Below are 26996 nucleotides of genomic sequence, written 5' to 3' on the forward strand. Positions count from 1 at the left end.
CATGCGAGCAGGTCTGACTTGTTCATGCGCCGAGGGGGCGGCATGAGCAGGGGGTCCCGAGCGCATCAGCGCCTGGCGGTCCGTTATTTCGACGACCGCATCCTGCTCACCAACACCTGCGCATGGGCGTATTTCCGACTTCCGACGATCAGCTATGAGTTCGTTACGCCCGAAGAGCGTGAGGCGCTGGCCACCAACATCACGATCGCGCTGGCCACGATCCGGATGCCCGACGCCGAGGTACACCTGAGGGTCGCGCACCGCACCTATCCCGCGGCCGAATGGGCGATGGCGCTCAACGCCACCTCCGACGAGGGGTCGGGCTGGCGCGACTATCTGGAGGAGATGTACCGGCACGTCTGGGCCAAGGACTTCTGGTCCAAGGAGGTCTACATCGGTGTCCGCCTCGGCCCCCGGGGCAAGCAGGTGGGCGCGGGCGTGCTGGGGCAGCTGTTCGGCTTCTACCAGCGTACGGAGAAGGCACTCGGGCTCGAGGACGACCATGTGCCGGAGGGCGAGATCGGCAGATGGACCGAGCAGGCCGAACGGCTGGGCCGGGCACTCGCCTCCAGCGCCCTCTATGCCAGGCATGCCACCTCCGTGGAGGTGGCGTGGTTGTTCCAGCACTCGGCCGCGGGCGCGCTCGGCGATCCGCCGCCGTCGGCGAGCCCGAAGCGGCGCTGGGGCAAGGGCGAGATCGAGTCGCTGGTCGAGGGAGAGATCCACAACGGCAGGTCACTGCTGCGCATCGTGCAGCCGCAGGGTGACTCCTATGTCGCGCACCTGTCGTTCGCCCGTTTCCCGGACATCATGCCGTTCCCGGACGGCGAGCCGTGGTTGCACTTCGCCGACCAGTTGCCCTTCCCCGTCGAGGTCTCGTCGAGGATGCGGCTGATCCCGCCGGTCAAGGCGTCGAAGGATGTCGCGCGCAAGCTCGCGCACGCGCGCGACATGGACATCCACATCCGCGAGGCCGGCGCGGAGGCGCCGCTCGCGCTCGCCGAGCAGATCGACGCGGCCCGCATGCTGGAGCACGGCATCACGAAGGAGCGGCTGCCCTTCGTGTACGGCTGGCACCGGCTGATCGTGTCGGCCCCGACCGAGGACATGTGCGTACAACGGGTCGAAGCGGTCGTCGAGCACTACCGTGACATGGGCATCGACGTGGTCAACTCGACCGGCGACCAGTTCTCGCTGTTCTGCGAGGCGCTGCCCGGCGAGAAGGTCAGGGTCAACGCCTATGCCCAGCGGCAGCCGCTGCGGACGATCGCCGGCGGCATGGCCACGGCGACCGTGGACCTGGGCGACCGGCTGGGCGACGGCAGCGAGGGCTGGCTCGGGCCGTACATCGGGGAGACCGTCGGCAGGGCCCGCAGCATCGTGCACTTCGACCCGCTGGTCGCAGCCACTCGCAACCGGCCGACGGCCATCGCGATCACCGGCGAGCCCGGTGGCGGCAAGACCACGCTCGCGCTGCTGATGATCTACCAGATGGCGCTGCGTGGCGTCACCGTCGCCGTGATCGACCCCAAGGGCGACGCCGAATCGCTGGTGCAGCTGCTGCAGAAGCGCGAGCGCAAGGCCCGCGTCATCCCGCTCGGCTCGGCCGCGCCCGGCCTGCTCGATCCGTTCTCGTTCGGCGACGACATCGCGGCCAAGAAGACCATGGCCACCGAGACGCTGCGCCTGCTGCTGCCCCGCATGTCGGAGGAACGCGAGTCGGCCATGATCCAGGCCGTCGCGGCCGTGTCCAACGGCGTGGACCCGTCGCTCGGCAAGGTGGTGGAGTTCCTGGAGCAGTCCACGGACGCCGCCTCCAAGAACCTCGGCGCCGTGCTTCGCTCCATGTCGGAGATGCGGCTGGCCAAACTCTGCTTCGACCCCTCAGGAGGCGACCAGGTCGACACCGAGGGCTGGACGACCGTGTTCACGCTCGGCGGCCTGACGCTGCCCGACGTGGCGACGGGCCGCGACGACTACTCCTACGAGCAGCGGCTGTCGGTAGCGCTGCTCTACCTGGTCTCCCAGTTCGCCCGGCGGCTGATGAACAGCCTGGACCGCCGCGCGCCCAAGGCGATCTTCTTGGACGAGGCATGGGCGATCACGTCCACGCCCGAGGGTGCGAAGCTGGTGCCGGAGGTCAGCCGCATGGGTCGTTCTCGCAACACCGCGCTGGTGCTCGTCTCACAGAATGCCGGTGACCTGCTGAACGAGCAGGTCACCAACTGTCTGTCCTCGGTCTTCGCGTTCAGGTCCACCGAGCGGGTGGAGGTCGAGCACGTGATGTCCCTGCTGGGCGTGGAGGCATCGGAAGAGCACAAGGCGGTGCTGAGATCGCTCGGCAACGGCGAATGCATTTTCCGTGATCTGGATGGCAGGGCGGGCCGCATCGGAGTAGACCTGATCTCCGAAGACCTGCTCCGCTGGCTCGACACCAATCCGACACACGACAAACCCAGCGACAACGGGCATCATGATCTTCAAGGGGGAGTGGGCGGCAGAGCGCAGGAGGTGCGGTCATGAAGATCCGGCTACCCAGGCGGCTCGCGCTCGCTCTGGCCCTGCTCGTGGGCATCCTCGTGGTGCCGATCGTGGTGGGCTCGCTCTCACCCGCCGCCGCGGCCCCCTGCGACCTGTCCGGCGCGCTCGCTCCCGAGGTGATCGGCAGCGGCTCCGACGGCATGATGCAGCCGCCCGTCCCCGAGGGCGGCGCGCCGGCGGCGCCGACCACCAACTACGCCCAGTTCGGCATGAGCGGCCAGTTCTGGCACACCTACGACCTGGGCTGCTCCGACTTCGCCGCGGTGCTCGGCAACACCTGGGCCAACACGATCTTCCTGTGGGCCAAGGCGATCGACCGGGTGACCATCACCACCTACCAGGCAGCGGCCACGGAAGGACCGCTGCAGTCCATCAAGGACGTGGTCGATGACATCGTGACGAACCTGTCCAACGCCATGTACTGGCCGCTGCTCCGGCCGCTCGTCATCCTCGGCGCGATCTGGCTGGCCTGGTACGGACTGATCCGCAAGCGGGCCACCACCACCGCCGAAGGCGTGATCTGGATGGTGCTCGCGGTCACGGTCGCGACCTGGTTCTTCAGCCGGCCCGGCGACTTCACCGGCCTCGGCACGATCGTCACGGACAAGACCGGCGAGGTCGTCAACTCCGCCTTCTCCGGCCTGCCCGGCGCGGGCGGCGCCTCCTGCCTGCCCGGCCCCGGCCAGACGAACCCGCAGGTCAAGGCGGGCGGCTACGGCCAGACCGGCACGCCCGGGGTCGACCAGAACGCCGAGGCGCTGTGGTCCACGCTGGTCTGCAAGCCGTGGCTGATGGGCCTGTTCGGCACCGCCGACCCCAACCAGCCGATCGTGCGAGACTTCGGCCGTACGATGCTGGAAACCCAGTCGATCCCCGCCGCGACGGCCAACCAACCGGCGCCGGACGTCGGCGCGCATCAGGCCAAGTACGCCGAGATCGCCGAGAAGCTCAAGAACGACTCCCGCTACATGATCTTCTCCGGCCGTGACTGGACCAGCAGGCTCGGCGTGGCCATCGGCGCGCTGATCGCCGCCCTGGTCGCCGGGGTGCTCATCTTCCTGGTCGCGGTCTCGCTGCTGGTGCTGAAGGTCGGCTTCCTGCTGCTGCTCATACTCGGGCCGGTGTTCCTGCTGATCGGCGTGCATCCGGGCAGCGGGCGGATCATCGCCATGCGCTGGGTGGAGATGCTGATCGGCACGCTGCTCCGGCAGGCCGTGCTCGCGCTCGTGCTCGGCGTGCTGGTCTACGGCTATGCGCTGATCATCTCGACCGCCATGCCGTGGGGGCTGCAGATCCTGTTCATGGCGCTGCTGACGATCGCGGTGTTCTTCTACCGGCGGCCGTTCCAGCACCTGTTCGCCTCGATGAACGGGCACACCCTGACCACGCGCATGCTCGGCGACGCCGCGTCCTCCTCCGTACTCGAGCGGTCGTCCTCGGCGCTGCCGCCGGTGGCGGCGGCCAGGATCGGCCGCTGGGGTGCGCGTAAGGCCGAGCCGCTCATCCAGGCGGCCGCGATGGGCGCGTCGGCGGGCACCGCGGCGGCGGCGTCCACGGTCGCCCAGGGGCGGGCCCGTGGGCAGGAGGCCGCGGAGGGCGTGGCCGCGTCCGGCACCCGGGTCCCCGCCACGGCGGCGCCGCTGAACACCGACAAGCAGGACGGGAAGGCCGCAGGCCGGCAGGTTCCCGCGCCGCGGGCCGGGGCCGCGCCGCCGCTCAACCTGAGTGGCACGCCGACCCGCACCCGTGGTACTCCATCGCCTGGTGGAGCGCGGCCGTCAGGCGGGTCCGCCGCCGGTCCTGGGAGTGCCGGTGCCGGTGCCGGGAGCGCCGGTGCGGGGAGTGGCGGGGCCGGTGGAGGTGGCTGGTTCGGTGGAGGTTCCGGGGGTGGCTGGGCGTCACGTCGTGGCGCGGGCGGCTCCAGTGGCTCCAGGTCGGGTGGCACGCGGTTCGGCGGTTCTGGCGGTTCTGGCGGCTCCAGGTCGGGCGGGTCAGGGTCGGGTGGATCCTGGCTGAGTGGCTCCGGTCGTTCGGGTGGCTCGGGCGGTTCGGGGGGTTCCGGTGGTTCTGGCGGGTCCCGGTCGGCGAGTCGTGGGTCGTCGGGCGGCGGGATGTTCGGTGGTGGCGGTTCGGGCGGTCGGCGCCCGGCCGACGAGCCGAAGGGCCGCTCCTCGGAGGCGCCGCCGCTCTGGCTGCCGAGCAGCCGCCGTGGCAGCGGCTCCGGTGAGGGCGAGCCGTCCGTGCCGTTCTGGCTCAAGCCCAGCAATCCGGACAGGGACTGATCATGGCGCAGCCGGGTGACAGGCGGGGCGTCGCCTTCGCCGCCATCGTGGTGGTCATCGCCGCCGTCGGCATCTACCTGACGATGTGGCCGGACTCCGGCGAACCGGACGCAGGGAAGGCGCCCGCCGGCCACACCACGACCGTCTCACCGGCCGCGCCGAGCAAGCCGCTGGCGACCGCCAGCGGCAAGCCGTTCGACATCTACTCCTACCTGCCGATGACCAAGGAGCAGCTCGCCGCGGCGTCCGACCTGGCCGAGCGGTTCACCGCCGCGTACGGAACGTTCCGCTACGACGAGGAGCCCTCGGCCTATGTGGACCGGGTCAAGGTGTTCACCACGGCCGAGTTCGGCAACGTGCTCGCCAGGACGCGCACCTCGCCCGGCACCGTCGAGCGCGACCGCGCCGACGAGCTCGTGGCGGCGGGGACGGCCAAGATGAAGGAGATCAGGCAGGTCGAGAAGTCGTCCGTCATCTTCGTGGTGACCGGCACGCAGCAGATCACCGCCAAGAGCGGCAACAAGCAGGTCGTGGACGACTACGCGGTCACAGTGAGTCAGATGGGCGCCGACTGGCGGGTCTTCGACCTGCAACCCGCCGACGCGGGCCAGGACGGAGACACCCAGGGGTGAACACCTCCCGCGCTCGCGTCGCCCTGGCGGTCGGAGCCGCCGGGGTGCTGCTTCTCGCCGTCGTCATCATGTCGCCGATGCTCATGACCTCGATCCCGTCCTTTCTCGGCAGCGGAAGCACCGCCCGTACCGACTGCGTCAACGGCGACACGCCCGTGCAGGAGGTGTCCGACACCGGCGCCTCCGACATCCCGGCCGACTATCTGGAGCTCTACAAGAAGTTCGGTACGAAGATCGGCGTCCAGTGGAACATCCTGGCCGCCGTCGGCAAGCGCGAGACCGACCACGGCCGCTCGAACATGGCGGGCGTCAAGAGCGGCACCAACTACGCGGGCGCGGCCGGGCCGATGCAGTTCCTGATCGGCACGTGGGGCGGCAAGGCGCGGATCGCGATGTCGTCGAAGTTCAACGGGTACGCCTCCGACGGCGACGGTGACGGCGTGGGCGACATTTACAATCCCGCCGACGCGATCCTGGGCGCCGCGAAGATGCTCAAGCGCAACGGCGCTCCGGAGAAGGTACGCCAGGCGCTGTTCATCTACAACCGCGCCTGGTGGTACGTCGACCAGGTCGAGCAGATCGCCAAGGGCTACGCCAAGTCCGGTGACGTCGAGGTGCCGCCGCAGGCCGACGAGGCCTGCGACGATCCGCTGGTCGAGGCCGCGCCGAGTGACGTGGTGGCCAAGATCCTGGAGTTCGCGCTGGCCCAGCGCGGCAAGCCGTACCTGTGGGGCGGGACCGGGCCGGACGCCTTCGACTGCTCGGGCATCATCTACGCCGCCTACCGGGCGGCCGGGTTGTCGATCCCGCGGACCACGTTCGGGCAGTGGCCGTTCGGCGTGAAGATCCCGCAGGGTGACGAGCAGGCGGGCGACCTGGTGTTCTTCAACGCCGGGCCGGGCACGGGGCCGGACAACCCCGGGCACGTCGGAATGATCGTGTCGAAGGGCAAGATGGTGGAGGCCCGCTGCACGCTGTGCGGGCCGATCAAGGTGACGACGTATCAAGCGCGCGGCAATATTATGGGTTTCACCCGTCCGTTACAGAACCCCGACGTGCTCGAACAGCTCAAGAAGCTGCAGAATGCCGCACTATGACAGTGATCGTGGTGACGGCGTGATGATGGTCGTGGTGGCGGTATGACGGTGATCGTGGTGGCGGCGGTGATCGTCTCGTCGGATGGGCACGTACTCGCCGCGCAGCGGGCCGAGCCGCCCGCCCTCGCCGGTGGGTGGGAGTTCCCGGGCGGCAAGGTGGATCCCGGCGAGAGCGAGATCGAGGCGCTGATCCGGGAGTGCCGCGAGGAACTCGGCGTGACCGTGTCGGTCGGCGCGCGGGTGGGCGGCGACTGGCCGCTGTCCGAGGGGTACGTCATGCGGGCCTGGCTGGCCTCCCTGGCCTCGGGCGTGCCGGAGGCCAAGGAGCATCTGGCGCTGCGGTGGCTCGGGCCTGGCGAGTATTACGACGTGGCTTGGCTCGGGGCGGATCTGCCGGTCATGGAAGCCGTGGAAGATCTGCTCCGACAGGGTTAACCATCTCCTCTGGGTGACATAACGATTACTGAGCGTAATGTCACGCGGCCTGAGGGGAGGCGACGTGGTCAGACATGGCTGGATCGTGGCGGGGGCACTGGCCTTCGCGGGGGCGTCGGTTTTGGCGGGCATCCAGTGCGAGCCCGTGGCGGCCGAGGTCTTCAGGGCCGCTGGCGGGGCTGGGATCGCGCTGGTCTTCGAGCGGCTGGGCGATGCCGGCGAGATCGGGCGATGGGTACGTACGGGGGATGCGCTGCGGTTTCGGGTGAGCCTGGAGGGGATGGGCAGCGACGCCCGGCTCGCGGTGGCGACCAGCCCGGCGAACGCGCTGACGTCGATGACGTGCCCGAGCTTGCCCGCCGGTGGGTTGTTGGACGCGGGTCCGGGAATCGTGGGCGGGCCGGGGGATCAGGCGGTTGAGGGGCGAACGGTTCCGGGCGGGCAGGCGGTTCCGGGCGGGCAGGTCTCGAGTGGGCTGGCGGTTCCGGGTGGGCAGGCCGTTCAGGGTGGGCAGCCGACCGTCGGGCAGGCTTTGCCGGGCGGGCAGGATTTTGGGAGCGGGCAGGCTTCGCCGGATGGGCAGTCGGTAGGCCGCGTGCATGCGTCGGGCGGTGCTCTGGCGGCTCGGACCGCCGCTCTGAACGCGCTCGCCGCTGGGGAGGCGGCTGACGGACAGGCTTCGATGGGTGGGCGATCGGTCGCCGGGCTGGCGGCGTCGCGAGGCGTGCTGGCGTCCGGGCCGTCATCGACGCTGGCCGCGACGCTGAGGACCGCGCTGGTGCCGACCGCTCCGGCGGCCAGCGCGTCGGGTGTGACGGCGCCGGGTGTGGTAGCGCGGGGCGTGATGGCGCAGGGGGTAACGGCGCGGGGCGTTGGCGCGTCGGGTGTGAGGGCGCAGGGTATGAGCGCGCCGAGTGTGGCCGCGCCCGGCGGGACGCACCCAGGCGGCGGAGTCGCGCCGGGCGGGGTGGCTCCGGGTGTGGTCCCTGGGGCGCGGGTGTGTGCGCTGGGTGATGTGGCGGGGGATCGGTCGGTGGACGTGCTGCTCACCGTGCCGAGCGGGCCGAAGGAGGTCGTGCTCACGGCGGCGGCTCGGGCGCGTGACACGAGCGGCGGTTTCGCGACCGTCGTCGGCTCGACCACGACCTCTGTCAAGGCTCCAGTGAGCGCCCCTGCCAGGGCGAGCGGCAGACCGGCCGCACCTGTCGCGACCCTGCCGAAGGGGGCGCGTGGACAGGGGGCGGTGCGTGGGGAGGCCGCCGATGACAGCGTGGGGACGCTCATCGAGATCCCGCGTGGCGATGTCACGCTGAGCGGCCGAGCGGTGCGCGTCCAACGCGGCGCCGAGGACGCTCGCCCGGACAAGACGGCGGTCGCCGGAAGCGTACGCCCTAGAAACGGGCATACCGCGAAGTCCCATCTGCGGATGGTCTCAGCCGGTCATGCGCACGCGTCCAGCGCCGTACCGAACGGGACGGCCGTCCAGGTCCCGGCGCCTGAGCTGCGGCGCGAGCCCGCACTGACCCTGCCCCAGGTTCCCCAGGTCCTCCCTCCGCCGACGTCGGGGCTCGGCGCTCCGGGAGTCGGCGGCACTTCAGGAGTCGGCACCGGTGGCATGCCAAGAGCCGGGGCTCCAGCACTGAGCGCCCCACAAGGCGGCACCCCCGCAGGCGGCGCTCCGGGACTTGGAACTCCGGGTTTCGGTGCCGGTGCGGGAGCCGGGTGGGGAGCCATGACATCGGCCGAAGAAGTTGGGCCGCCCCTGCCATTCGCCATTCCGGGTAACCGCTTTCAACCGGCCGAGCGGGTGAATCCCCTGGCAGGCGCACGCGGACTGCCATGGGTCGCGAGCGGGATCGCGGTGCTGCTCGGCGCGCTGTGGCTGGTCGCCAGGGCACAACGGGCGCGATTGCGACGAAAGGTGTTGTAATTCCGTCTTTACTGTTACTTTTACCCGGCTAGGATTCCCTTGACCATGGTTTCGGGACTGCGCGGAGGGCACAGGTGGCACGTACGCGAGCGACGGCCGTGTCCGCACTGATCCTGGCTTTAGGGCTGACAGGTGCCGGTGCGGTTCCCTTCGTCCTCCAGAGCGCGAGCGCCTCCGCGGTCGCCTACGACCCCGCCGTCGAGCCCTGTGAAGCGGGCGAGGTGTGCGACACCACGCCGGAGACCACCGTCACGGTCACCACGACGATGGACACCCCCACTCCGGACCCGGAAACGACGATCACCAAGACCGTCACCGCGCCCACGAAGACGACGACGAAGACGAGCACCCCGAAGCACTCGAAGACGCCGAGCTCGACTCCCAGCACGGCCAAGTCCACGCCCTCGTCGCTGCAGCCGTTGCCGTCGCAGAGCGTGGAAGTGCCGACTGCGACCGTCACCTCGTCCACGCCCGAGCCCACGGACTCGGGCGTCGTCCTGCCCAGCGTGGCGCCCATCGAGACCCCTTCGACGACGCCGTCGCCGAGTTTGACGGAGAGCTCGACGGAGGAGTCGGTCCCGCTCGAACTGCGTAACGCGGCCCCCGAGTACGACCAGCGGACGCTGACGCAGCAGCTCAGCATCCCGGCGCTCGTGCTGGTGCTGCTGGTGCTGTTCGCGGTGCTCATCTTCGAGGGGCGGCTGCGCCGGATGGCCCACGCGGCGGCCGTACGCAAGGCGGGCCCGCCGGGCGGCCCGGGTCAGCCCGGCTTCCCCGGAGCCCCCGGAGGGGCTGGTTATCCGGCGGGCCCTGGCTATGCCACTGCCGGCTTCGCGGCGCCCGGTTATCCGGGCGGTACGGCGTACGCGCCGATCATCAGCTTCGTCCCCGTACAGACCTATCCAGGGGGACAAGTCCAGTACGGCGCGGTCTATCAGGACCCGAACATGTACGGCCAGCCCGGCTACGGCCCCGCGCAGCCGCCCGCAGCGGGCGAGCCGGTGGTGCTGCATCCGGACGAGTTCGACACGTTCAGCCAGGAGCCGGCCAAGTCCGACTTCGATGCCTTCAGCCGTCCCGAGCCCCAGGGGGAGTCGTACCGGGCCCCGTTCGAGGCTCTGGTCCCGGCTGAGCAGCCGCCCGCGGACATCCCGCCCGGTGGTGCCGGTCCGTACGAAGACTCGCCTGAGCGCCCGCTGGGCGCCGCCTCGGCCGCCGAGACCGGCGACGCCGAGCCGTGGCAGAGCATCGGCCGGCCTCGACCCGGCACCGAAGGGCCTGGCATCGAAGGGCCTGGCCCCGGAGGGCCAACCCTCGAAGGGCCCACACTCGATGGGCTGGCCGCCGAAGGGGCGCCCGCAGATGGGGCGCCCGCCGATGTGACCGCCATCCAGCCGCTGCCTCCGCAGAAGCCCAAGCGCCGCTGGGGACGTCGCCCGTAACGCGGTCGTACGATCTCGCGACTGTGGCGTCCGGCCGTCGGATTCGGCACGCAACTCGCGGCCCTGCCCTCTCGATGACCCGTTTTTCGCGCGGTACGCGAGTATGTCATCCATGTCGACTCCCCCAGCCGCGGCTGAACCCGCATTATCGGAAAAGTCCGGGCATTCACGTGTAGCTCGGCGGATCGGTTGCCTGGGCTTGTCGTTGGTGCCGTTCGTGTTACTCGGGGCGATCGTTATGACGCCCGTTTGGCTCAACGACTATCGGCTGGCGCGCATGGTGGACCGCATCCAGGAGTATCCGTCGCCGCCCGGAGCGGACTTCGGGTACATCGACCCGCAAGTGGAGGTGACCGGCGACTCCGGCGACTGCTGGTACACCATTCGCTTCGAGGTCTCCACCGACCGGCCCGTCCAGGAGGTGCTGAACCACTACCGCCAGGCGAAGATCGAGGATCCCGACGGAGACCTCGATGACTTCGAGATCATGGCCTGGACACCGTTTGACGAGCCTGGCGTTCAACCGGACGAGACTTCTGCCACGAACCAGGTGATCGTCCACCTGGACGGCATGTATGACGGCGGATTGAGGGACATGCGCTGCTGGTGAAGCGGCGTCACGTACGGGTGACGAGTTTGTCGAAGGCGCGGTCCGAGAGCAGCCGGTGGATTCTCAGCAGGAGCTTGGCCATGTAGCCGACGGCGTACCGCGGCCTGGGGGCCTTGGCGTCGATGGCCGTGCGAATGGCCTGGGCGACCACCGAGGGGTCCGAGGCCTTGTTCTTCCCGGCGAAAGCGGCTTCCGCGCGGTCGGCCATCGCGTTCGCGACGGAGGCGTAGGCGCCTTTGCCGGAGATCTCCCTCAGGTCGTGGGGCGTGCTCGACTCGAATTCCGTCTTGATGAGGCCGGGCTGGACGACCACCACCTTGATGCCGAAGCGGCCGACCTCCTGGCGCAGGGTGTCGGAATAGCCTTCCAGGGCGTGCTTCGAGGCGTGGTACCAGGCGCCGAGTGGGAGCGAGATCACCCCGGCGATCGAGGAGACGTTGACGATCGTGCCGGAGCGGCGCTCGCGCATCCCCGGCAGGACCAGCTGGATCAGCCGGGCAGGCCCGAACATGTTGACCTCGAACTGGTGGCGCGCGGTGTCGAGCGGCACATCCTCGGCGGCTCCGTACACGCCGACGCCGGCGTTGTTCACCAGCACGTCGATGCGTGACTGCTCGGCGAGGATGGTGTCGACGACGCGTCGCAGGTCCTCCTCCTTGGTGACGTCCATCGCGAGGGTGTGGCCGCCGGCCTTGCGGATGTCCTCCATCCGCTCGACGCGCCGGGCCACGCCGTACACCGTGTGGCCGGCACGCAGCAGGTCGAGTGCGGTGGCGCGGCCGATGCCGGCCGAAGCGCCTGTGACGAGGCAGATCTTGGCTGCCATGGAACGACCTTTCATCTGGGGTACGCGGCGTAGAGCCACTCCCGGTAGGGCGGTATCAGGGCTTCCGAGGCGGCGATGATCTCCGCGGCGGCGGCCGCGATCACCTGTGCGTCCGGCTGCTCGGTCGGCTCGTACGCGTGCCGGACGATGTGCGCGAGCACCCTGGCCTTGGCCTCGGGGTCCGGCTCGTCGGGCACCGTGATCACGGTGCCCAGGAGGTAGAAGCTCGCCTGCGTCGCGGTCAGGCCGTAGATCAGGTGCTCGACGTCGTCGCGGAGCAGGCCGTGACGGATCATCACCTCGTGGAAGCGCGCGGTGGCGAGCAGTTCGTGGCTGCGCGTCGCGCTGTCGGCCATCCTGCCCTGGAGGAGCGGCAGGTCGCCGGCGAGGAGCGCCCGCAGCATCGGCCGGCGGCAGCTCACCAGGAACAGCGTGCTGAGCATGCGGTGGGGCAGCACCACGGCCGGATCGCGGCGCAACTCCGCCAGCAGCGTCTCGACGTAGATGATGGCCTCGCGCACGAACAGGGCCTCGAAGAGCTGCTGTTTGGTACGCCAGTGCAGGTAGACGGTGCCCTTGCCGATGCCGGCCCGCTGGGCGATGTCGTCGATCGTCACCTTGCGAACGCCGAGGCGCACGGTCAGCTCGGCCGCCGCGTCGAGGATCCGGTCGGCGCGGTCGGCCGCCTCGCTCGGTCTTCCCAGCGCCATCGTGCGACCTCCATCTGACTTATTGACCAGCTTAGCAAAAGAAGTCAAAAAGTCACCCGGCCTCATGAAGAAGGCCGGTGAGGGGAGCCCTCACCGGCCTGCTTCAGTACGAGTACGACGCTACTTGGCGCGCTTGAAGATCTTGTTGCCCAGCCACACGATCGGGTCGTACTTGCGATCGGCCACGCGCTCCTTCATCGGGATGAGCGCGTTGTCAGTGATCTTGATGTGCTCGGGGCAGACCTCGGTGCAGCACTTGGTGATGTTGCAGTAGCCCAGCCCGTGCTCCTCCTGGGCTGATTCCTGCCGGTCCGCCACGTCGTACGGGTGCATGTCGAGCTCCGCGATGCGCATGAGGAAGCGCGGCCCGGCGAAGGCGGGCTTGTTCTCCTCGTGGTCGCGGATGACGTGGCAGATGTTGTTGCACATGAAGCATTCGATGCACTTGCGGAACTCCTGGGACCGCTCGACGTCGACCTGCTTCATCCGGTATTCGCCCGGCCGCACACCCTCCGGCGGGGTGAAGGACGGGATTTCTCGCGCTTTTTCGTAGTTGAACGAGACGTCGGTGACGAGGTCCTTGATGACGGGGAACGTACGCATCGGCGTGACGGTGATCGTCTCGTCCTCGGTGAAGGTGGACATCCGCGTCATGCAGCCCAGCCGGGGCTTGCCGTTGATCTCCATCGAGCAGGAGCCGCACTTGCCGGCCTTGCAGTTCCAGCGGACCGCCAGGTCCGGCGCCTGCGTGGCCTGCAGGCGGTGGATGATGTCGAGGACGACCTCGCCCTCGTTCACCTCGACGGTGAAGTCCTCGAGCTTGCCCTCACCGCCCTCACCGCGCCATACCTTGAACTTTGCCTTGTAGCTCATGACTTTGCGATCCCGTCGAACTCGGTCATCTCTTCGTCGGTGAGGTATTTCGCCAGCTCGTCCCGGTCGAACAGCTTGATCAGGTGGTCGGCCATCGTAGGCTGCACCTTCTCCTCGACCGAGATGGACGAGCCGTCCTCCGTCGAGCAGACGAGCAGCTTGCGGCGCCACGCCGGGTTCATGCCGGGGAAGTCGTCGCGGGTGTGCCCGCCGCGGCTCTCCTCGCGCAGCAGCGCGGCCCGCGCCACGCACTCCGAGACGAGGACCATGTTGCGCAGGTCGATCGCGAGGTGCCAGCCGGGGTTGTAGATCCGCGAGCCGGCCGCGCCGACCAGCTGGACCCGCTCCTTGAGCTTCTCCACGGCCTCCAGGGCCTCGGAGACCTCTTCGGCCTTGCGGATGATGCCGACGAGTTCGTTCATCGTCCGCTGGAGCTCGTGGTGCACCTCGTAGGGGTTCTCGCCGGAGCGGCCCAGCGGGGCCAGGGCCTCGGCGTGCGCCTCCTCGACGAGTTCCTGGGACACCTGGGGCCTGGCGGGCAGGCCGTCGATGTACGCGGCGGCTCCGGCGCCCGCTCGGCGGCCGAAGACCAGCAGGTCGGACAGCGAGTTGCCGCCCAGCCGGTTGGAGCCGTGCATGCCGCCCGAGACCTCGCCCGCGGCGAAGAGTCCCGGCACCGCCGCCGCGCCGGTGTCGGCGTCGACCTCGACGCCGCCCATGATGTAGTGGCAGGTCGGACCCACCTGCATGGGCTCGGTGGTGATGTCGACGTCGGCCAGCTCCTTGAACTGGTGGTGCATCGACGGCAGCCGCCGCTTGATCTCCTCGGCCGGCAGCCGGCTGGACACGTCGAGGAAGACGCCGCCCTGGGGAGAGCCGCGGCCCGCCTTCACCTCGGAGTTGATCGCCCGAGCCACCTCGTCACGCGGCAGCAGCTCCGGGGGACGGCGGTTGTTGGCCTGGTCGGTGTACCAGCGGTCGCCCTCCTCCTCGCTGGTGGCGTACTTGTCCTTGAACACCTCGGGGATGTAGTTGAACATGAAGCGCTCGCCGTTGGAGTTGCGCAGCACCCCGCCGTCGCCGCGGACCGACTCGGTGACGAGGATGCCGCGTACGGACGGCGGCCAGACCATCCCCGTGGGGTGGAACTGGATGAACTCCATGTTGATCAGCTTCGCGCCGGCCAGCAGGGCCAGGGCGTGGCCGTCACCGGTGTACTCCCAGGAGTTGGAGGTGACCACGTAGGACTTGCCGATGCCGCCGGTCGCGAGCACGACGGCGGGCGCATCAAAGACCACGAAATTTCCGGACTCGCGCCAGTAGCCGAAGCCACCCGAGATGCGGTCGCCGTCCTTGAGCAGGCGGGTGACCGTACATTCGGCGAAGACCTTGATGTAGGCCTCGTGATCGCCGTGCGTCTCGAAGTCCTCCTGCTGCAGCGCGACGACGCGCTGCTGCAGCGTGCGGATCAGCTCCAGTCCGGTGCGGTCGCCGACGTGGGCCAGCCGGGGGTACTCGTGCCCGCCGAAGTTACGCTGGCTGATCTTGCCGTCCTTGGTGCGGTCGAACAGCGCGCCCCAGGCCTCCAGCTCCCAGACCCGGTCGGGGGCCTCCTTGGCGTGGAGTTCGGCCATCCGCCAGTTGTTCAGGAACTTGCCGCCCCGCATGGTGTCACGGAAGTGCACCATCCAGTTGTCGTCTGAGTTGACGTTGCCCATCGCGGCGGCCGCGCCGCCCTCGGCCATGACCGTGTGGGCCTTGCCGAACAGCGACTTGCAGACGATCGCCGTCCGCTTGCCCTGCTGGCGGGCCTCGATGGCGGCCCGCAGCCCGGCGCCGCCCGCGCCGATGACGACGACGTCGTATTCGTGACGCTCGATTTCCACAGAAAGATCCTTAAGCGAACGGGAAGGCGATGATGCCCTTGGCGACCAGGCGGACATAGAGGTCGGCGCCCATGACGGAGAACATCGAGGCCCACGCGAGTGGCTGGTGCTTGGCGTTGAGCTTGGAGACGAACGTCCAGGCCCGGTAGCGAAGCGGGTGCCGGGAGAAGTGGTTGAGCCGGCCCGCGGTGATGTGCCGGCACGAGTGGCACGACAGCGTGTAGGCGACGATCAGGACGGCGTTGGCGATCAGGATCCACGAGCCCAGGCCCAGCGGCTTGTGGACGACCGCCAGGATCGCGTCGTAGCTCAGGATCGCGCCGATGACGATGGCCGCGTAGAAGAAGTACCGGTGGATGTTCTGCATGATCAGCGGGAAGCGCGTCTCACCGCTGTACTTGCCGTGCGGCTCCTGAACGGCGCACGCGGGCGGCGACAGCCAGAAGGACCGGTAGTAGGACTTGCGGTAGTAGTAGCAGGTCAGCCGGAACCCGCCGGGCAGGCCGAGGATCAGCAGACCGGGCGGCAGCGTGTACCAGTCACCGATCGGCGCCCAGCCGAACAGCCGCGCGCCCTCGGCACACGAGGTCGTCAGACACGGCGACGAGAACGGGGCGATGTACGGATCGATGTAGTAGCTGCTGTCAATGATCGCCCATACGCCGTAGACGAGGAAGGCACTGAGTGCCAGGAACGTCAGCAGCGGGGCCAGCCACCATCTGTCGGTGCGCAGCGTGCGCACCTTTATCTGCGCACGCTGCCTTCTGACAGGAGCATCGGGCGTCGTTTGGGTCATCGCGGACCTCTCCACCTCCCGCGGACCCTGCTCGCAGGGAATCCGGGTCGTTCGCTTGGCGCGTGCACGGCGGGGCGTGGCCTCCGCTCGCAGAGCGCTTTGGTGGGGGATACGTTACGACGACCGCCTCGGGATTTGTGAGGAGGGTCACTCACTTTTTCGATGACTCGCTGTGATTCCTGTCACGTACCCCTGTCACGTGGGCTGCCCTTTGCTCGGCAGCTTAACCACAGTCACGAAAAAATCATCTATTTGGCGGACAACTCGGATAAATTGCTCAAAATCTACCGGCTTGGAGACGTACGCATTCGCGTGCAGCCGATAGCTGTGCAGGATGTCCTCCTCCGCCTCCGAGGTCGTCAGGATCACCACGGGGATCGTGCGCAGCTCGGCGTCGGCCTTCACCTCTGTGAGCACTTCCAAGCCGCCCATCCGGGGCAGGTTCAGGTCGAGCAGGATGAGGTCGGGCGTCGGCGCGTTCTGGTAGCCCTCCTCCCGGCGGAGGAAGGCCATCGCCTGCTCGCCGTCGTTGACCACGTGCAGGCGGTTGCGGACCTTGTTGAAGTCGAACGCCTCTTTGGTGAGGAGCACGTCACCCTGGTCGTCCTCGACCAGGAGCACCTCGATCGGCCGCCAGTCAGTCGTCATTTTCATCTCCAGCCGCGGGCAGGGTCCAGCGGAACGTCGCGCCCTTCCCCGCAGCCTTGTCTTCGCCATCCAGCCAGAGCTGGCCGCCGTGATACTCGACGATCTTGCGGCAGAGCGCGAGCCCGATGCCGGTCCCTGGATAGACGTCCCGTGGATGCAGGCGCTGGAAGATCAGGAAGATGCGGTCGGCGTACTTGGCCTCCACCCCGATCCCGTTGTCCGAGCAGCTGAACTCCCACATCCGCCCGGCCCGCTTGACGCCGATGTGCACCCGCGGCGGCAGGTCGGAGCGGAACTTGACGGCGTTCTCGATCAGGTTCTGGAAGAGCTGGGTGAGCTGGCCACGGTTGCCGACGACCTTGGGCAGGGCGTCGCGGGTGACGACCGTCCCGGTGTCCTCGATCGCGGCCGACAGGTTGTCCAGGGCCGTGGTGAGCGCCGCGTCCGTGTCGGTGACCACTCGCTCGCCGGTGACCCGGCCCACCCTGGAGAAGTCGAGCAGGTCGTTGATGAGCAGTTGCATACGCTTGGCGCCGTCGACCGCGTAGCGGATGTACTCCTTGGCCCGGTCGTCGAGCCGGTCGCCGTACCTCTGCTCCAGCATCTGCGTGAAGCTGGCCACCTTGCGCAGCGGCTCCTGCAGGTCGTGACTGGCGACGTAGGCGAACTGCTCCAGCTCCCCGTTGGACCTGCGCAACTCGTCGGACTGCTCCTCGGCCCGCCGCCAGGCCGACACGATGCGCGCGCGCATGGAGTCGATGTGGCTCGACAGCTCGGCCAGCTCCGCCGGCCGCGCCACGCTCAGCCGGTGGTCGAAGTCGCCCGCCGCGACCTTACGCACCTGGTCGGTCAGCTGGGCGATGGGCTTCAGTACGGCGTAGCGGACGATGAACACCAGCCCGATCCCCACCACGGCCATCACGGCCAGCAGCACGATCAGCGCCACGTTCAGCCGGTCGAGCTGGACCGCGACGTCGGGCCGCGGACCCCGCTCCTGTATGTCGGCGACCAGCTTCATGATCAGCGTGGCCCCCAGCACGAACACCACGGCGCTCACCACGCCGACGGCGAGGAACCAGCGGCCTACCGGCAGTCTGCCGACGCCCGTCGCCGGCTTCGGCGGGGGCAGCGGATGGATGCTCACTGAGACCTCCTGCTGACGCGCACCACGGCGAGGTCGTCGCTGAGCGTGCCCACATGCCTGATGAGCCGGTCGAGATCGATCGAGCCGTGCTCGCGTACCAGGTCGACCAGGCCGTCCACGCCGAGCAGCTCCTTTTGCTCGCCCACCGCGGCCTCGATCAGGCCGTCGGTGTAGAGCATCATGGACCATTCCTCGCCCAGTGGCACGTCGAGGACGGTCCATTCGGCGTCGGAGAAGATACCGAGCGGCGGTCCGGAGGGCGCGCCGGGGACCACGCCGACGACTCCGTCACGGACGAGGACGGGCGGCGGGTGTCCGACCACCCGCATCCTGGCGTTGCGCAGGTCGGGCGTGATGGTCGCCATGCACAGGGTGGTGAAGATCTCCGGGGCCTGGCGCTCGGCACAAAGGACGGCGTCGAGTGTACGCAGCAGCCGCTCGCCCGTCTGCCCGGCGAGCACCAGGGTGCGCCAGGCGATCCGCAGCGCCACACCGAGCGCGGCCTCGTCGGGCCCGTGCCCGCACACATCGCCGACCACGACGTGCACCGCGCCGTCGGGCGTCTGCACCGTGTCGAAGAAGTCGCCGGCCAGCAGCGACCCCTGGGTGCCCGGCAGGTAGCGGGTGGTGTGCTCCAGCGCGTCGGTGCGCAGCAGGGCGACGGGCAGCAGGCCGCTCTCCAGCCGGGCGTTCTCCTTGGCCGTCAGCTCGGCCGCGACCAGCCTGAGCTGCGCCAGATCGGCCCGCTTGCGCTCCATCGCGTAGCGGATGGCCCTGGCCAGCAGCCGCGCGTCGACGTCCTGCTTGACGAGGTAGTCCTGCGCTCCGGCCTGGACCGCGGCGACCCCCACGTGAGCGTCGCGCAGCCCGGTGAGCACCAGTACGGCCGCGTGCGGCGCCGCCCCCAGCACCTGCTCCAGCGCCTCCAGACCGGTGGCGTCGGGGAGCGTGAGGTCGACGAGTACGCACTGGATCCGGGCGTCGAGCTTGGCCTTGCCCTCGGCCAGGCTGCGTACCCAGGTGATGTGCGGCGGTGCCTCGGCCTGCTTCAGGAGCTCCTCGACGAGGAACGCGTCACCGGCGTCGTCCTCGATGAGGAGCAGCGTCAGCGTTTCGTTGAGAGTTGCCGTCACACGCGCCTCTTCATAGAAGTCGGGCTGTTGGGGATTATTCTGCGATGAGCTCTACCCCTTGCGGAAGCGTGCGCTCATGACCCGCTTCGACGACGAAGGAGAGCAGGGTCGTACGGAAGGCCTGCGCCGCCCTCGTCGGCTCCACATCCTTGCGGTGGGCCAGTGCGATGGTGCGGCTCAGTCCCGGTGGCGCCAGAGGAGTGCCGGTCAGCCCCGGCCGTCCGTCGAGCACCATGGACGGCACCACGGCCAGCCCCAGCCCCGCCTCCACGAACCGCAGGACGGCGTCCATCTCGCCGCCCTCCACCGCGAACCTGGGCTCGAACCCGGCCTGGCGGCAGGCCGCCAGGGTCGCTTCGCGCAGGTCGTAGCCGCGCCTGAACATCACCATCCCCCTGCCGCGCAGATCCTCCATACGCAGGTACGGCTTGCGTTCGGGCTTGTGCGAGGGCGTCACCACGACCAGGTTCTCGCGCAGGATCTCCTCGGTCACCAGGGACGGGTCGTCGCCCTGCAGCGGCGTGATGATGAGGGACAGGTCGAGCTGCCCGCGGGCCAGCGCCCTGACCAGGTCGCGTGAGCCGTCCTCCTCGACCAGCAGCTCGATGCCCGGATAGGCGAGGTGGAAGCGGGCCAGGGCGTCGGCGAGCAGTCCGGCGCACAGTGACGGCGTGGCGCCGAGCCGGACCCGGCCCCTGCGCAGTCCGGCGAGCTCGGCCACCTCCTGGCGGGCGGTGCCGGCGTCGGCCAGCATGCGGCGGGCGAGCGGCAGCAGCGCCTCTCCCGCCGGGGTCAGCGTGACGTTGCCGCGCGCCCTGGAGAAGAGCGGGGCGCCGAGGTCGCTCTCCAATGCCTTGATCTGCTTGCTGAGTGACGGCTGGGCGACCCGCATCCGTTCGGCGGCCTGGGTGAAGTGCCTTGTCTCCGCGACGGCGACGAAGTAGGCGAGCTGTTGCAGCTGCATGTGATTTTCCTCGCACCGGCTCGTGGGATTTCCTTACGCCGGCCGTACAAACCAAGCATCATAGCCGAAGGCTATGGAAACCAGACCCGTCATGACTTGGACGGATCATGGCTGGATATCTAGCGTCGGAAGACGTGACAGCCACGATTGAGCGAGGCGCCGCTACCGCGCCAGTCTTGAAGCCCACGCCGAAAAAGCCGACCCCCAGCGGAAAGCGCGGCGGATTCCTGCGCTCGTCCAACGGCAAGAAGGCCATCATGGCCGTCACGGGCGCCGCGATGGTGCTCTTCTTGATCCTTCACATGCTGGGCAACCTCAAGATCTTCCTCGGCAAGGACTCCTTCAACGAGTACGCCGAGGCGCTCCGCACACTGCTGGAGCCGCTCGCGCCGTACCGGACGGTGCTGACGATCCTGGAGGCCGGCCTCGTCGTCGCGGTGGTCCTGCACATGTGGGCCGCGATCTCGCTGGCGCGGCGGGCCCACCACGCCCGGCCGGTGAAGTACGTGGCCAAGAAGTCGCAGGCCAAGGGCTACACCACGCACATCATGCGGTGGGGCGGCGTCACGATCCTGCTCTTCCTGGTCTGGCACCTGCTCGACCTGAGCTTCGGCGTGGTGAACCCCAAGGGGTACGACTCCGCGCCGGCCGACCGGATGATCGCCGGGTTCGATCTGTCGCGCTGGTGGGTCACGCTCTTCTACGTCGTGGCCGTCGTCATGGTCGGCCTGCACCTGCGGCACGGCATCTGGAGCATGTTCCAGACCCTTGGCTGGGCCACCCGTTTCAAGGCCCTTCGCCCGGTCGCGGCGCTGGTGTCCGCGGTCCTGGTCATCGGCTTCCTCGCGCCGCCGCTCGCCGTCACGTTCGGAGTGATCAAGTGAAGTACACCGAAGGCCCGGAGATCAAGGACGCCAAGGCGCCCGCCGGCCCTATCGAGGAGCGGTGGGAGAAGCGGAAGTTCGCCGCCAAGCTCGTCAACCCGGCCAACAAGCGCAAGCTCAACGTGATCGTGGTCGGCACCGGCCTGGCGGGCGGCTCCGCCGCCGCGACGCTGGGGGAGCTGGGCTACAACGTCAAGTCGTTCTGCTACCAGGACACGCCGCGCCGCGCGCACTCCATCGCCGCGCAGGGCGGGATCAACGCCGCGAAGAACTACCGCGGCGACGGTGACTCGATTTATCGCCTTTTCTACGACACGGTAAAGGGCGGTGACTTCCGGGCCCGCGAGTCGAACGTCTACCGCCTCGCCCAGGTCTCCGTGAACATCATCGACCAGGCGGTCGCCCAGGGCGTCCCGTTCGCCCGTGAGTACGGCGGGCTGCTGGACACCCGCTCGTTCGGCGGCGCGCAGGTGTCGCGTACGTTCTACGCGCGCGGCCAGACGGGCCAGCAGCTGCTGCTCGGCGCCTACCAGGCCCTGGAGCGGCAGATCGCGGCCGGGACGGTGGAGATGTTCACCCGGCACGAGATGCTCGACGTGATCGTCGACGACGGCCGGGCGCGCGGGATCATCGTCCGCGACATGGTCACCGGGGAGATCGAGCGGCACGTGGCCGATGCCGTCGTGCTGGCCTCCGGCGGCTACGGGAACGTGTTCTTCCTGTCCACGAACGCCAAGGGCTGCAACACCACGGCGATCTGGCGGGCACACGAGCGCGGCGCGTACTTCGCCAACCCCTGCTACACGCAGATCCACCCGACCTGCATCCCGGTGTCGGGCGAGTACCAGTCGAAGCTGACGCTGATGTCGGAGTCGCTGCGCAACGACGGCCGCGTGTGGGTGCCGCTCGTGGGCGGCGACTCCCGGGCGCCCGGCGACATTCCTGAGGACGAACGCGATTACTACCTGGAGCGGATCTATCCGGCTTTCGGGAACCTCGTCCCCCGGGACATCGCCTCCCGCGCCGCCAAGAACGTCTGCGACGAGGGTCGCGGCGTCGGACCCGGCGGGCTGGGGGTCTACCTGGACTTCGCCGACGCGATCAACCGTCTCGGCCGGGACGCCGTGGAGAAGAAGTACGGCAACCTCTTCGAGATGTACGAGCGCATCACGGGCGAGAACCCCTACGAGGCGCCGATGCGCATCTACCCGGCCGTCCACTACACCATGGGCGGCCTGTGGGTGGACTACGACCTGCAGTCCACGATCCCCGGCCTGTTCGTGATCGGTGAGGCCAACTTCTCCGACCACGGCGCCAACCGCCTCGGCGCCTCGGCGCTGATGCAGGGCCTGGCCGACGGCTACTTCGTGCTGCCCACCACGCTCGGCGACTATCTGGCGGCCGGGCCGTTCGGTGAGGTCTCCGAGGATGCCGTGGCCGAGGCCGAGATCAAGGTACGTACCAAGATCGACAGGCTGCTCGCGGTGAACGGCACGCGTACCCCCGACTCCTTCCACCGCGAGCTCGGCAAGCTCATGTGGGACTACTGCGGCATGGAGCGCACCGAGGAGTCGCTGCGCAAGGCGCTGGAGCGCATCCCGGAGCTGCGCGAGGAGTTCTGGCGGGACGTCAAGGTCTCGGGCACCGCCGAGGAGCTGAACCAGGTCCTGGAGAAGGCCGGGCGGGTCGCGGACTTCTTCGACCTGGCCGAGCTCATGTGCCTGGACGCGCTGGTCCGCACCGAGTCGTGCGGCGGCCACTTCCGCGCCGAGTCGCAGGACGCCGACGGCGAGGCCCTGCGGGACGACGAGCACTTCGCACACGTGTCGGCCTGGGAGTTCTCCGGGGACGGACCGGTGCTGCACAAGGAAACGCTCGAGTACGAGTACGTCAAGATGACCCAGCGGAGCTACAAGTGAACTTGACTTTGAAGGTCTGGCGCCAGAGCGGCCCGTCAGCTCCCGGCAAGATGACGACTTATCGGGTCGAAGACGTCTCCCCGGACATGTCCTTCCTGGAGATGCTCGACGTACTCAACGAGCGCCTCATCCTCTCGGGCGACGACCCGGTGGCCTTCGACCACGACTGCCGCGAGGGCATCTGCGGCATGTGCGGCATGGTCATCAACGGCGTCGCGCACGGCGAGCAGCGTGCCACCACCACCTGCCAGCTCCACATGCGCCACTTCGAGGACGGCGCCACCATCACCATCGAGCCGTGGCGCGCGGCGCCGTTCCCGGTGGTGAAGGACCTGGTGGTGGACCGGTCGGCGTTCGACCGCATCATCCAGGCGGGCGGCTTCGTCTCGGTCCCGGCGGGCTCGGCGCCCGACGCCCACAGCATCCCGGTACGCAAGGAGGACGCCGACTCGGCCTTCGACGCCGCCACCTGCATCGGGTGCGGGGCCTGCGTGGCGGCCTGCCCGAACGGCTCGGCCTCGCTCTTCACAGCCGCCAAGATCACCCACCTCTCGCTGCTTCCCCAGGGCCAGCCGGAGCGGCTGACGCGGGCCAAGGCGATGGTGGACCAGATGGACGCGGAGGGGTTCGGGGGGTGCACGAACACGGGTGAGTGCACCGCTGTGTGTCCCAAGGGGATCCCGCTGGACACCATCGCGCAGATGAACAGCGACTACCTCAAGGCGAACGCCAAGTAGGGGGCTGCGGGCCGTACTACTTGTTTTTTGTACGGCCCGCCCGTGCCGGCTGGCGGGGCTGCCAGGCGTTGACGCCGTCAAGGTGCGTCGGCCACCACCATGAACAGCGGGCAACTGACCAGGAAGGGCCCGGAGCCGAGGTCGGCGGAGTCCTCCAGGTAGCCCGCGTGCACAGCCCTGGAGAGGGTGCGGCGCAGGCCGAAGAGCTGTTCGGCCGTCTCCAGGTCCCGGATCACCGGGCTGAACACCGTTGCCGTCCGTACGGTCAGTCCGGCCTGGTCGGCCAGGCGGGCGAGGCTCCGTCCGATGGCCGGGTTCCTGATCACCTCTGTGGTGATGTATCGGACGAGGCCCGGGCCGGCCGGTGAGTCGATCAGCAGGCCGTGCCAGTCGGGTTCGGCCATGGCGATGGTGGCGCCCGGCCGGGCCACGCGGTGGAACTCCGCCAGCACCCGCCCCGGGTCCGGCACGTGCTGCAGCACCCGGTCCGTACGCGCCCGGTCGACGGTGCCGTCGTCGAGTGGCATCGCGTGGGCGTCGCCGACGCGGATCTCCACGTTGGTACGGTCGGCCAGCCGTAGCCGGGCCTGGTCCGCCATGGCCGGGTCGTGGTCGAGGCCGATCACCGTACCCGAAGAGGTCACGCCGTCGGAGAGGCCGGCCAGGTCGGTGCCGGGGCCGCAGCCTATGTCGAGGACGGTCTGGCCGGGCCGCATCTCCATCAGGGTCAACAGGTCCCGCTTGTACGCGCGGCCGGGGGCGCTGGCGGCGAGCTGGTCCAGGTACGCGATGGTCGTCATGACCATGAGCCAAGCAGGTCGGTGTGCGGTTTCCGGGGAGAGCGTGTCAAGATCCGGTGCACGGGCGTCTTCAGGTCACGGGCGTAGCGGCTATCCCCAGGTCATAGGCGTTGGCCGATGGTGAGGCCGACCGACCAGTGGCGGACGAGCCGTCCGTCCGGGCGTGTGGCGAGGAGGCGGCGTATCTCACGGTAGAGGTGTTCACGTTTGGCCGGGTCCATGGCGATGTGGCCGGAGAACGTGTCGAGCAGCGCGATGTATTCGTCTACCGTGTAGCGCAAAGCCCATACGTAGAGTCTTGTTCCGACCACTGTGAAGTGTCCGGAGGCATCGAACTCGGTGGCGATGGGGTCGGGCTGGTTCTCAGGCGGTGGCGGCGGCCACGGGCTGCCATCACCTTCGCCGATTTCGTCGTATACCTTCTGGATTTCGGTGAAGAACGGGTCGAAACCTGCCGGGAATGCGTGGTCGGCGTTCCACACGGCCAAATGGCCGCCTGGGGCGAGCAGTTCGGCTGCTTTCGCGTACTTGACCTTCGGGTCCACCCATTTCCATGCTGTGGCCGCGTACGCGAGATCGAAGCTGGCCCCTGTCGGCGGCTCCCAGTCTTCGAAAGACGACGCGATCACGGAAACGTCGGCGAATTCGGCGAGGCGGCGCCGTGCTTCCGCTGCCAGAGCATCGCCGAGTTCGACCGCGGTGATCCGGAAGCCCATCCGTGCCAATGGCAGCGTGGCTTTCCCCGGACCGCATCCGACTTCGAGCAGGTGCGCGGGTGGCGTGATCGACGTGATCGCCAGCAGGTCGGAATACAGCTCGGCCGGGTAGTCGGGGCGGGCGTCCTGATAGGAGTGAGCGGCGCTGTCGAAGGTGGCTCTCATCAGCCGAAGATCGCGGGACATTCTCCGATGCTGACAGTGCGGCGACGATGCTGTCATCGAGGCACCCAGCTCTGATCGAACGCCGCGTTGCTACGAGGTGACGGCGGTACGCCCGACTTAATGGGAGGCGTTGCGACCGCGTTCCTGCTTACCCTCGGGCGTCATGGACTACCTGACGACCAACCGGGCCAACTGGAACGCACGGGTCCCGATCCATGTCGACAGCGACTTCTACGATGTAGAAGGTTTCAAGGCCAACGGCCGGAGCGTCCTGAGGCCGTTCGAGGTCGCGGAGGTCGGCGACGTGTCCGGCCGCCGCTTGGCGCACCTGCAGTGCCACCTCGGCCTGGACACGCTCTCCTGGGCCAGGCTCGGCGCCGAGGTGACCGGGCTCGACTTCTCCGACGCCGCCATCGAGCAGGCCAGGGCCATCGCCGCCGACTGCGGCCTGCCGGCGAGGTTCGTCACCGCCGACGTGTACGACGCGGTCGAGGCGCTCGGCGAGACCTACGACATCGTCTACACCGGCCTCGGCGCCCTGGTGTGGCTGCCCGAGCTCACCCGCTGGGCGGAGACGGTCGCCGCGCTGCTGGAACCGGGCGGATTCCTCTATCTCGCGGAATTCCACCCCTTTCCCCAAGTCCTTGATGAGGAGACCGGCACGACGATCGCCTACGACTACTTCGACCGGGGTCCGCACATCTGGGAGGAACCGTACACGTACACCGGCGGGCGGCTGATCGAGTCCCACACCTCCGTGCAGTTCCAGCACAGCATCGGCGACGTAGTCAGCGCTGTGGCGGCGGCGGGCCTGCGGGTGGAGTTCCTGCACGAGTACGACCACACCCTCTTCCGCCGCTTCGCCACGATGTCCGGCGACCACACTGGCTACCGCCTGCCGGAGGGCGCGCCCAGGGTCCCGCTCATGTACTCCTTGCGAGCCTCAGCCGGTGGTGCACCTCCTCCGGCGGCGGGTCCGGCCGCCCCAACGATGTGACCCGGAATCGCTCGCAGAACCGTCGCGCCCGCGGGTCGTCGGCCGACACCGCAGCCCCACCTCGGCGCATCCCGACGCCAGATGATCGAGACCTCCTTCGGCCGCCGCGGCAACATCGTCCTTCGGCCGCCGCGGCAACACCGTCGCGATGCCGTAGGAGCGTCCTCAATGCTCCCGTCGGCGGAGGTAATCCGAACACGGCACGGTCATTCGCAGGATGGGTCCGGACGTCGCAAGGTTCGCGCGGTGATTGTCAGACTCGTTCAGTACCATCCGCGGGATGGAGATACCTTTTGTCCGACTTGAGCCCTGGTCGCAGGGTGACCTTGGGTTGCTGCGCCGCCTCAACGCTCCTGAGATGACCGAGCACCTGGGCGGTCCCGAGACCGAGGAAGAGGTGGTCGGGCGGCACGAGCGCTATCTCAAGCTGAATGATCCGGGCTTGGGCGCCATGTTCAGCGTGGTCGTCGAGCCTGAGCTGGAGACGGTCGGCTCGATCGGTTTCTGGGAGCGCGAATGGCAGGGTGAGACCGTTTATGAGACGGGATGGGGGATTTTGCCGGAGTTTCAGGGGCGGGGCATCGCGACGGCGGCCGCCATTGCCATCGCGACCAAGGCTCGGGCGGAGGGCAGGCACCGGCACCTGCACGCCTACCCATCGGTGGAACATCCGGCGTCCAACGCGATCTGCCGCAAGGCCGGGTTCACCTTCGTCGGGGAGGTCGACTTCGAGTACCCGGCCGGTCATCCGATGCGCTGCAACGACTGGCGACTGCGACTGCTCTGATCGGTCGCCCGCCGCTCTGGTGCCCGCCTGCATCGGCATCAG

Annotated in this window: 25 protein-coding genes; 13 read left to right on the top strand and 12 right to left on the bottom strand. The window is 68.7% G+C overall.

What is annotated here, in order from left to right; all coding sequences use genetic code 11:
* Nucleotides 1–42 precede the first annotated feature (42 nt).
* The 6 genes from AB0B64_RS21740 (at nt 43) to AB0B64_RS21765 (ending at nt 8917) form a co-directional block, all read left to right on the top strand.
* Nucleotides 43–2523, top strand: a complete 2481-nt coding sequence (locus AB0B64_RS21740; protein ID WP_358179269.1) for an ATP-binding protein — start codon at nt 43–45, stop codon at nt 2521–2523.
* Nucleotides 2520–4823, top strand: coding sequence for a type IV secretion system protein (locus AB0B64_RS21745; protein ID WP_357944124.1), 2304 nt, complete (start codon nt 2520–2522; stop codon nt 4821–4823). Before AB0B64_RS21740 ends, AB0B64_RS21745 begins: the two co-directional genes overlap by 4 nt.
* Nucleotides 4824–4825: 2 nt before the next feature.
* Nucleotides 4826–5455 (top strand): hypothetical protein, encoded by a 630-nt coding sequence (locus AB0B64_RS21750; RefSeq protein ID WP_357944126.1) that lies wholly within the window; start codon nt 4826–4828, stop codon nt 5453–5455.
* The gene (locus AB0B64_RS21755; protein WP_357944127.1) at nt 5452–6552 is read left to right on the top strand and encodes a bifunctional lytic transglycosylase/C40 family peptidase; all 1101 of its coding nucleotides are present in this window, start codon (nt 5452–5454) and stop codon (nt 6550–6552) included. Before AB0B64_RS21750 ends, AB0B64_RS21755 begins: the two co-directional genes overlap by 4 nt.
* A 42-nt stretch (nt 6553–6594) precedes the next feature.
* Entirely contained in the window at nt 6595–6987 is a 393-nt protein-coding gene (locus AB0B64_RS21760; protein WP_358179271.1) for a (deoxy)nucleoside triphosphate pyrophosphohydrolase, read from the top strand.
* A gap of 64 nt (nt 6988–7051) precedes the next feature.
* Nucleotides 7052–8917 carry a hypothetical protein gene (locus AB0B64_RS21765; RefSeq protein WP_358179273.1) on the top strand — a complete coding sequence of 622 codons (1866 nt, stop codon included), beginning with the start codon at nt 7052–7054 and terminating at the stop codon, nt 8915–8917.
* Between the two features lie 184 nt (nt 8918–9101).
* On the opposite strand, the gene AB0B64_RS21770 is transcribed toward AB0B64_RS21765, so the two are convergent.
* On the bottom strand, nt 9102–9434 hold the full coding sequence (locus AB0B64_RS21770; RefSeq protein ID WP_358179275.1) for a hypothetical protein: 333 nt from the start codon (nt 9432–9434) through the stop codon (nt 9102–9104).
* On the opposite strand from AB0B64_RS21770, the gene AB0B64_RS21775 reads away from it, so the two are divergent.
* Together AB0B64_RS21775 and AB0B64_RS21780 are read left to right on the top strand one after the other, a co-directional pair.
* Nucleotides 9424–10359 carry a hypothetical protein gene (locus AB0B64_RS21775; RefSeq protein ID WP_358179277.1) on the top strand — a complete coding sequence of 312 codons (936 nt, stop codon included), beginning with the start codon at nt 9424–9426 and terminating at the stop codon, nt 10357–10359. The two genes, AB0B64_RS21770 and AB0B64_RS21775, sit on opposite strands and share 11 nt — an antisense overlap.
* A 238-nt stretch (nt 10360–10597) precedes the next feature.
* Nucleotides 10598–10969 (top strand): hypothetical protein, encoded by a 372-nt coding sequence (locus AB0B64_RS21780; RefSeq protein WP_358179279.1) that lies wholly within the window; start codon nt 10598–10600, stop codon nt 10967–10969.
* A 7-nt stretch (nt 10970–10976) separates the two neighbouring features.
* Here the strand turns inward: AB0B64_RS21780 and AB0B64_RS21785 are convergent, their stop codons facing one another.
* The 9 genes from AB0B64_RS21785 to AB0B64_RS21825 all read right to left on the bottom strand — a co-directional run bounded on the left by AB0B64_RS21785 (nt 10977) and on the right by AB0B64_RS21825 (nt 19949).
* Nucleotides 10977–11795, bottom strand: coding sequence for an oxidoreductase (locus AB0B64_RS21785; protein WP_358179281.1), 819 nt, complete (start codon nt 11793–11795; stop codon nt 10977–10979).
* An 11-nt stretch (nt 11796–11806) separates the two neighbouring features.
* Nucleotides 11807–12505, bottom strand: a complete 699-nt coding sequence (locus tag AB0B64_RS21790; protein WP_358179283.1) for a helix-turn-helix domain-containing protein — start codon at nt 12503–12505, stop codon at nt 11807–11809.
* Between the two features lie 120 nt (nt 12506–12625).
* Nucleotides 12626–13378 carry a succinate dehydrogenase/fumarate reductase iron-sulfur subunit gene (locus AB0B64_RS21795; RefSeq protein ID WP_225300743.1) on the bottom strand — a complete coding sequence of 251 codons (753 nt, stop codon included), beginning with the start codon at nt 13376–13378 and terminating at the stop codon, nt 12626–12628.
* Nucleotides 13375–15321: a fumarate reductase/succinate dehydrogenase flavoprotein subunit gene (locus AB0B64_RS21800; RefSeq protein ID WP_358179285.1), complete on the bottom strand. Its 1947-nt coding sequence runs from the start codon at nt 15319–15321 to the stop codon at nt 13375–13377. Before AB0B64_RS21800 ends, AB0B64_RS21795 begins: the two co-directional genes overlap by 4 nt.
* Nucleotides 15275–16060 carry a hypothetical protein gene (locus AB0B64_RS21805; RefSeq protein ID WP_357944144.1) on the bottom strand — a complete coding sequence of 262 codons (786 nt, stop codon included), beginning with the start codon at nt 16058–16060 and terminating at the stop codon, nt 15275–15277. The genes AB0B64_RS21800 and AB0B64_RS21805 overlap by 47 nt, the downstream gene beginning before the upstream one ends.
* A gap of 195 nt (nt 16061–16255) precedes the next feature.
* Nucleotides 16256–16708, bottom strand: a complete 453-nt coding sequence (locus tag AB0B64_RS21810; protein ID WP_357944146.1) for a response regulator — start codon at nt 16706–16708, stop codon at nt 16256–16258.
* Nucleotides 16698–17852, bottom strand: a complete 1155-nt coding sequence (locus AB0B64_RS21815) for an ATP-binding protein (protein WP_358179287.1) — start codon at nt 17850–17852, stop codon at nt 16698–16700. The genes AB0B64_RS21810 and AB0B64_RS21815 overlap by 11 nt, the downstream gene beginning before the upstream one ends.
* Nucleotides 17849–18985, bottom strand: coding sequence for a fused response regulator/phosphatase (locus AB0B64_RS21820; RefSeq protein WP_357944150.1), 1137 nt, complete (start codon nt 18983–18985; stop codon nt 17849–17851). The genes AB0B64_RS21815 and AB0B64_RS21820 overlap by 4 nt, the downstream gene beginning before the upstream one ends.
* Before the next feature lie 34 nt (nt 18986–19019).
* The gene (locus AB0B64_RS21825) at nt 19020–19949 is read right to left on the bottom strand and encodes a LysR substrate-binding domain-containing protein (RefSeq protein ID WP_357944152.1); all 930 of its coding nucleotides are present in this window, start codon (nt 19947–19949) and stop codon (nt 19020–19022) included.
* A 176-nt stretch (nt 19950–20125) separates the two neighbouring features.
* Between AB0B64_RS21825 and AB0B64_RS21830 the strand changes: the two genes are divergently transcribed.
* The 3 genes from AB0B64_RS21830 to AB0B64_RS21840 are packed head-to-tail and all read left to right on the top strand — an operon-like array spanning nt 20126 to nt 23489.
* The gene (locus tag AB0B64_RS21830) at nt 20126–20833 is read left to right on the top strand and encodes a succinate dehydrogenase cytochrome b subunit (RefSeq protein WP_357944154.1); all 708 of its coding nucleotides are present in this window, start codon (nt 20126–20128) and stop codon (nt 20831–20833) included.
* The gene (locus AB0B64_RS21835; RefSeq protein ID WP_358179289.1) at nt 20830–22752 is read left to right on the top strand and encodes a fumarate reductase/succinate dehydrogenase flavoprotein subunit; all 1923 of its coding nucleotides are present in this window, start codon (nt 20830–20832) and stop codon (nt 22750–22752) included. Before AB0B64_RS21830 ends, AB0B64_RS21835 begins: the two co-directional genes overlap by 4 nt.
* Nucleotides 22749–23489, top strand: coding sequence for a succinate dehydrogenase/fumarate reductase iron-sulfur subunit (locus tag AB0B64_RS21840; RefSeq protein WP_357944158.1), 741 nt, complete (start codon nt 22749–22751; stop codon nt 23487–23489). The genes AB0B64_RS21835 and AB0B64_RS21840 overlap by 4 nt, the downstream gene beginning before the upstream one ends.
* A 77-nt stretch (nt 23490–23566) precedes the next feature.
* Here the strand turns inward: AB0B64_RS21840 and AB0B64_RS21845 are convergent, their stop codons facing one another.
* Nucleotides 23567–24289: a methyltransferase domain-containing protein gene (locus AB0B64_RS21845; RefSeq protein ID WP_358179291.1), complete on the bottom strand. Its 723-nt coding sequence runs from the start codon at nt 24287–24289 to the stop codon at nt 23567–23569.
* Between the two features lie 101 nt (nt 24290–24390).
* Nucleotides 24391–25191, bottom strand: a complete 801-nt coding sequence (locus AB0B64_RS21850; protein ID WP_358179293.1) for a class I SAM-dependent methyltransferase — start codon at nt 25189–25191, stop codon at nt 24391–24393.
* 142 nt (nt 25192–25333) lie between these two features.
* On the opposite strand from AB0B64_RS21850, the gene AB0B64_RS21855 reads away from it, so the two are divergent.
* A complete protein-coding gene (locus tag AB0B64_RS21855; RefSeq protein ID WP_357944165.1) occupies nt 25334–26167 on the top strand; it encodes a class I SAM-dependent methyltransferase in 834 nt (277 codons plus the stop codon).
* Between the two features lie 280 nt (nt 26168–26447).
* On the top strand, nt 26448–26954 hold the full coding sequence (locus AB0B64_RS21860; RefSeq protein WP_358179295.1) for a GNAT family N-acetyltransferase: 507 nt from the start codon (nt 26448–26450) through the stop codon (nt 26952–26954).
* The last annotated feature ends 42 nt before the right edge of the window (nt 26955–26996 follow it).

The sequence above is a fragment of the Nonomuraea sp. NPDC049129 genome (assembly GCF_040648495.1).
Classification (GTDB): Bacteria; Actinomycetota; Actinomycetes; order Streptosporangiales; family Streptosporangiaceae; genus Nonomuraea.